The organism is bacterium (assembly GCA_022616075.1).
In the GTDB taxonomy this organism is placed as follows: domain Bacteria; phylum Acidobacteriota; class HRBIN11; order JAKEFK01; family JAKEFK01; genus JAKEFK01.
Window position 1 is genome coordinate 1 of record JAKEFK010000158.1, and the last position, 4,973, is coordinate 4,973.

The following is a 4,973-nucleotide window of genomic DNA, read 5'->3' on the forward strand; positions in this document are numbered from 1 at the left end:
GACCGTCTGCCGTGAGCTGTAACCACCATAACCGATGAAATCCTCTTTGACCAAAGTACCCCTGTGCCACTACGTCGTGCCTTCGCAAAATTGGAAGAAGCGCGGAAACAGAATTAAAGACGTCTGGAAGAGGCGTGTCCCATTTGTCCCATTCTTGTCTCATTTTATTTTCAACCGGTGCGTCTGAGTAAGATGATTACGCTCACGGTATCTGCGAAGCATCCTTACAAGAGAAATCTTAATCTCCACCAATTGCGATTCAGTTTCATTGAGATTCAGGAATTCAGGTGGGCTTCCGACGTTCCACCCTGCGGCTTCGAGCTTTTTCTTTTTTTCAGTCCGCATTGTTCTTTCCCTCCGTAAGTTCTTTGTATTTCCTTAACCTCTCGCGGGCCGCCTTCTCTTTGCCTGGATGAGGCCAATCCATTTCATACCAGGACGCACCATAGAAATCGGCAATGGAAATGAAAAGTCTGATGCGTTCAAAGCGCGCGTACATGCTTCGACTAACGATCAAATCAGAGTGGCGGAAGATTGTGAGCCGCCAGGCTGTGGTTTAGAATCCGCCCATCCACCCTTATACCATGCTGTTCTAATTCCAGGTAAGTCCGACGCAAATCGTTAATAAGTCCCTTGCCATAGCTGATGTCGAGAATTCCCACTGATCCCATCACAGCAACTCGGTATCTTTGTGCGAGGAGCCGGGCTTTTCGCTCATCGATTAGCACTAAATCTGCGGAAAGTTCCTGTGCCAATATGACCGAGGCTATTTCACCGGCACCAAGATTCAGAGAACGGCTTAATTGCGAATGAAGTGCCATATTCTTGATTGCCTTCACATGGATCCAATCTGCCTGTTTTACTTGAATAGCTCCAGGTTGCTTTTCGTCAAACGTAACCTCGCGGAATACTTCATCGGAAATGTGGATTTGAGTAAACAGAGTCCGAAGTATGTGAAATAGATTTAACCTGGCGAAGACAATTAGGGGAGAAGAGTTGGAAACTACAATCACAGTTTCAGCGTCTCGGCCAACTTTTGATCGTTTTCCAAATCCTCCAATTCATAATGTAGTGGAACGTCCCTTTTCGCTGCAAAATCCATAAATTCTTCGATCGAAATCCCGGAAAGCTCTGCAGCTTTTCCTACGGATATTACCTTCTCACGGAAAAGCTCAAGGGCAAGGATTTTGGTGATTTCCTGTGAGGCGCTTTTTCCAGATAATTTCGCAGCTCGAATCAATTCCTCGGGAACTTCTACACTGATAGTAGCCATGAAAATAGTGTAATGATCTTGGTGGGCTTAGTCAAAAACCATAAGCGCGAATATATTTCCCAATCACGATCAAGTCAGTACAAATTATTTAGCTTCCCCACCCTCGGTAACGATTTCGCTGCCGGCCCGTCAAATCAAGATGCCGTGTCAAGATCCGTCTTTGTGCTTTATGATAACCACGTTTCAGAAACTTTCGCAGTCGCGTAGAAACGTTTAACTGGCTGAAGCCTTTCCCGATCTGCTCTTGAGGGTTCATATCTTCAAGCCAATTAATCAGAATTTCCGCGCCTCTTCCAATTTCTTGTAAAGAAGAGGATTCGCCCGATAATTATAAACACGGCGTGCTCGAATTACACACCGGAACACTATCATCGGGCGCCGCCGGTCGGTAGAGATTGTCAGATTCTCACGAAATGCCTGCCGAGCTGGCAAACTAAAGTTTCTGTCCTTTAGCCGGCTGTCCGCGCAAGAGAAAGGTTTTGGGATATTTTCCTGCTCCGCAGATCTTGAAGGATCCGAAATCCTTATACCACTCCCCATCAGGCGCATCAGGTTCGGACTCACGCCAAAGTTTCAGTTGGTACAAATCCTCTGCCGTGATTTTTCTTTCACGAAGCCGTTCGAAAAGATGATCACGAAGAGCAGGAGGCAGATTCGTCCACTGAATCTTTGGCAATTATTCTCCAAAGGTCAATCGAGCCAGCTCTTCCTTGATACGTTCTCTTTCGTTCGGGTCGGTAGATGTGATTAATTGATCTGTTAATTCAAAGAATCTTCGTTTTTCTCTTTCCTTGGATTGCAGTCCGGTCTCGATGAGTTCCACAAATACTCGATTAGCACTGGTGCGCCGGTTTTTGGCCATACTTTGAACCCGCTTTGCCAATCGTGATGGTATCGAGATGCTCTGTCGAACTGTCTTTTCTAATACCGCCATGACACAATAATACATCATTTTGCATCATTCTGCACCATACCTATTTAGGAACCAGGTTGGCTTGTTCTTCTATGTACTCCAGACTCTCTTTTTTAACTCAAGTTCGCATTCCGTCGAGTTCCCCTCGATCAAATTCGGAATTCCGACATAATAGAATAATCTGTACCAGGGCGAAATATATGCAGTGGATACTTCCCGTCGGAACACAGGTCGTAACGCTTATAGAGATCCGGGCGAAAAACAAAGATATTCTTTTTCCCGCCGGGGCGGTCGGAATCATTGTAAAGTCGCCAACAGATAGCAGTCATGCGTACCGCGTTCGATTTCCGGATGGCTACGAAGCAAATCTTCGCCGCAACCAGCTTGCCCTTCGAAAACATTACCAATCGAGTACAGCTCTTGGAACCAGCAAGAGCCCGGAACATCAGATGTACGACTACGTGATTTATCGATGCGTCGTCGGCTCGCGGGCTTACGGTTTAGAACAAGAAGAATCAGCTATCGATCGGCGCGGCATTTATCTGCCGCCTGCCATGCTGCACTGGTCGCTTTTTGGAGTGCCTGAGCAACTGGAATCGCCAGAAACCCAGGAAACATACTGGGAGTTACAAAAATTTCTGATCCTTGCCCTGAAGGCGAATCCGAATGTACTGGAATGCCTCTACACGCCGTTAGTAGAGTACGCAAATGAACTGGCTCAAGAGCTTTTGGATATGCGTTCGATTTTTCTTTCCAAACTGGTCTATCAAACCTACAACGGCTATGTTCTATCGCAATTCCGGAAACTGGAGCAGGACCTTCGGAACCGCGGAGCAATTCGGTGGAAACATGCAATGCATTTGATCCGCCTACTGATATCCGGAATCACCGTTCTGAAAGAAGGCCTCGTTCCGACCTACGTCGATCAGTATCGCGATCAGCTGCTTGCAATACGGCGCGGGGAGGTATCCTGGGAGGATATCAACCGATGGAGGCTTGGGCTTCATAAAGAATTCGACTCGGCTTATTCAGAGACACGATTACCGGACCAACCTGAATATGATCGAGCGAACGTCTTTCTATTGAAGGCACGCGGCAGCATGATTTGAGCAGACATGGATCAGAGACTTCACGACTGCATTTCCCGCCAACCGTACCCATTGCTATTTGTTACGATGAGTGGTGCTCATCTTTACGGATTTCCCTCCGCTGATTCCGATTACGATCTGCGAGGTGTTCATCTCCTTCCACTAACCGAAATAGTGGGACTCAATGCGAAACAGGAAACCATTGAAGTTTCTGAAATCGGCTCTGGATTACAGATTGATCTGGTGACTCATGATGCCAGGAAATTTTTTCAACTTCTTTTGAAGAGAAATGGGTACGTACTGGAACAGCTTTATTCGCCTCTGGTCCTTCATTCCACGGCCGAGTACCTGGAGCTAAAGGAGATCGCTCAGGGATGCTTGACGCGTCATCACAGCCATCATTATCTCGGTTTTGCGGATGCGCAGTGGAGATTATTCAATGCCGATCCGAAGATCAAAACGTTGCTTTATCTTTATCGAGTTTTGCTTACCGGAATTCATCTCATGACATCCGGCACGATTGAAGCGAACCTTCTTAAACTAAATGAGGAATTCCGATTGCCCTACATACAGGATCTGGTAGCTTTCAAGGTTTCGAGTCAGGAGCAAGCGCGGCTGACAGATGCAGATATTTCGTTCCATCACTCAGAGTACTTGCGTTTGCGAAAATGGTTGGAAGCATCCTACAGCTGAGCTCAATGACCTGCTGATCCGGCTGCGGCTTAAGGGCCTGCGTTGACATTCGTTTTTCGAAAGCCGAGGTTTCTGGACAAAAACGACTGAGGCGGGGAGAACAACGACGTGTAGAAAGAGTCAATGCCCAAAGTCCAGTACAACCTATTTTAGCTTCCCCACCCTCGGTAACGATTTGGCTGGCGACCTGTCAGATCAAACTGACGTTTCATGATCCGTCTTTGTGCTTTATGATAACCACATTTCAGAAACTTTCGCAGTCGCCGGGAAACGTTTAACTGACTGAAGCCTTTCCCGATCTGTTCTTGAGGGTTCATATCTTTAAAACCTACTGATCAGGACTCGTTATGAAAATACGCCGCTTTGAATATTTACATCAGAGGCCCAGGCAACTCTCGGCGAACGTTACAATCGCGGAATCCTGATCGGTCTAAGTTTTCTTCATCCGTTTTGCTCGTTCCTTAAGCTTTCTCTTCAATTCGGCTTGTCGTGCAAATGGATGATTTCTTGCATGATTGGTGACGAAAGCTTTCCTTTCAGACTTGGTCATGCTGTCCCAGTCGAGCCCTTGATCTGCGCAGAGCCTCCTTAGCTCCGCCGCAATATCGGGCGAGATCATTCCCTTTTGCGCTTCGGTCACATCGAGAAAGTCGAGCCATGGGAAGGGATTCTCCAATTTTGCGTTTGCGAAGATCTCTCTGAAGATCTTTTGATTCTTAGCAAGTGCCATGCAACCACCATTTCCCTCATGTCTCAATGCACGATTCATTGTGAGCTCAAGGAGTCCTTGGCATGCAATTTCCGCAAATCTCATGACCACATACTGGTCCAGGACTTTGTCAGGAATGGAAACACCGCTCATCTTTTGCCTCTTTCCGGACTTGTTCCAGCCCTCATGCCAAACACTTGCGTTCCAGTGATCAAATCCATCGGTTGCCCATAAATGCAGTCTCTCACCATCTCCCCAGATGTAATATTTTCCGCGAATATATGACATGATGTTCTC

General features: G+C 46.9%; 8 protein-coding genes. 2 read left to right on the top strand and 6 right to left on the bottom strand.

Features of this window, described 5'->3' with window-relative positions; all coding sequences use genetic code 11:
- Positions 1–159 precede the first annotated feature (159 nt).
- The 5 genes from L0156_12610 to L0156_12630 all read right to left on the bottom strand — a co-directional run bounded on the left by L0156_12610 (position 160) and on the right by L0156_12630 (position 2,135).
- Positions 160–345 (bottom strand): hypothetical protein, encoded by a 186-nt coding sequence (locus L0156_12610; GenBank protein MCI0603841.1) that lies wholly within the window; start codon positions 343–345, stop codon positions 160–162.
- 173 nt (positions 346–518) lie between these two features.
- On the bottom strand, positions 519–1,013 hold the full coding sequence (locus L0156_12615; GenBank protein MCI0603842.1) for a hypothetical protein: 495 nt from the start codon (positions 1,011–1,013) through the stop codon (positions 519–521).
- Complete coding sequence (locus tag L0156_12620) at positions 1,010–1,273, bottom strand: UPF0175 family protein (protein ID MCI0603843.1); 264 nt, start codon at positions 1,271–1,273, stop codon at positions 1,010–1,012. The genes L0156_12615 and L0156_12620 overlap by 4 nt, the downstream gene beginning before the upstream one ends.
- A gap of 433 nt (positions 1,274–1,706) precedes the next feature.
- Positions 1,707–1,949: a DUF3486 family protein gene (locus tag L0156_12625; protein MCI0603844.1), complete on the bottom strand. Its 243-nt coding sequence runs from the start codon at positions 1,947–1,949 to the stop codon at positions 1,707–1,709.
- A complete protein-coding gene (locus L0156_12630; GenBank protein MCI0603845.1) occupies positions 1,950–2,135 on the bottom strand; it encodes a hypothetical protein in 186 nt (61 codons plus the stop codon).
- A 251-nt stretch (positions 2,136–2,386) separates the two neighbouring features.
- Here L0156_12630 and L0156_12635 point away from each other — a divergent pair, with 251 nt between their 5' ends.
- Entirely contained in the window at positions 2,387–3,295 is a 909-nt protein-coding gene (locus tag L0156_12635; GenBank protein MCI0603846.1) for a nucleotidyltransferase domain-containing protein, read from the top strand.
- A 6-nt stretch (positions 3,296–3,301) separates the two neighbouring features.
- Positions 3,302–3,967, top strand: a complete 666-nt coding sequence (locus L0156_12640; protein ID MCI0603847.1) for a nucleotidyltransferase domain-containing protein — start codon at positions 3,302–3,304, stop codon at positions 3,965–3,967.
- Positions 3,968–4,397: 430 nt separating this feature from the next.
- Here L0156_12640 and L0156_12645 read toward each other — a convergent pair.
- A partial coding sequence (locus L0156_12645; protein ID MCI0603848.1) for a hypothetical protein occupies positions 4,398–4,973 on the bottom strand: 576 nt, incomplete at its 5' end.

Coding starts and splice junctions, on each gene's coding strand:
- L0156_12610 (MCI0603841.1), bottom strand. CDS start 345: ATGCGGACTGAAAAAAAGAAAAAGCTCGAAGCCGCAGGGTGGAACGTC.
- L0156_12620 (MCI0603843.1), bottom strand. CDS start 1,273: ATGGCTACTATCAGTGTAGAAGTTCCCGAGGAATTGATTCGAGCTGCG.
- L0156_12630 (MCI0603845.1), bottom strand. CDS start 2,135: ATGGCCAAAAACCGGCGCACCAGTGCTAATCGAGTATTTGTGGAACTC.
- L0156_12635 (MCI0603846.1), top strand. CDS start 2,387: ATGCAGTGGATACTTCCCGTCGGAACACAGGTCGTAACGCTTATAGAG.
- L0156_12640 (MCI0603847.1), top strand. CDS start 3,302: ATGGATCAGAGACTTCACGACTGCATTTCCCGCCAACCGTACCCATTG.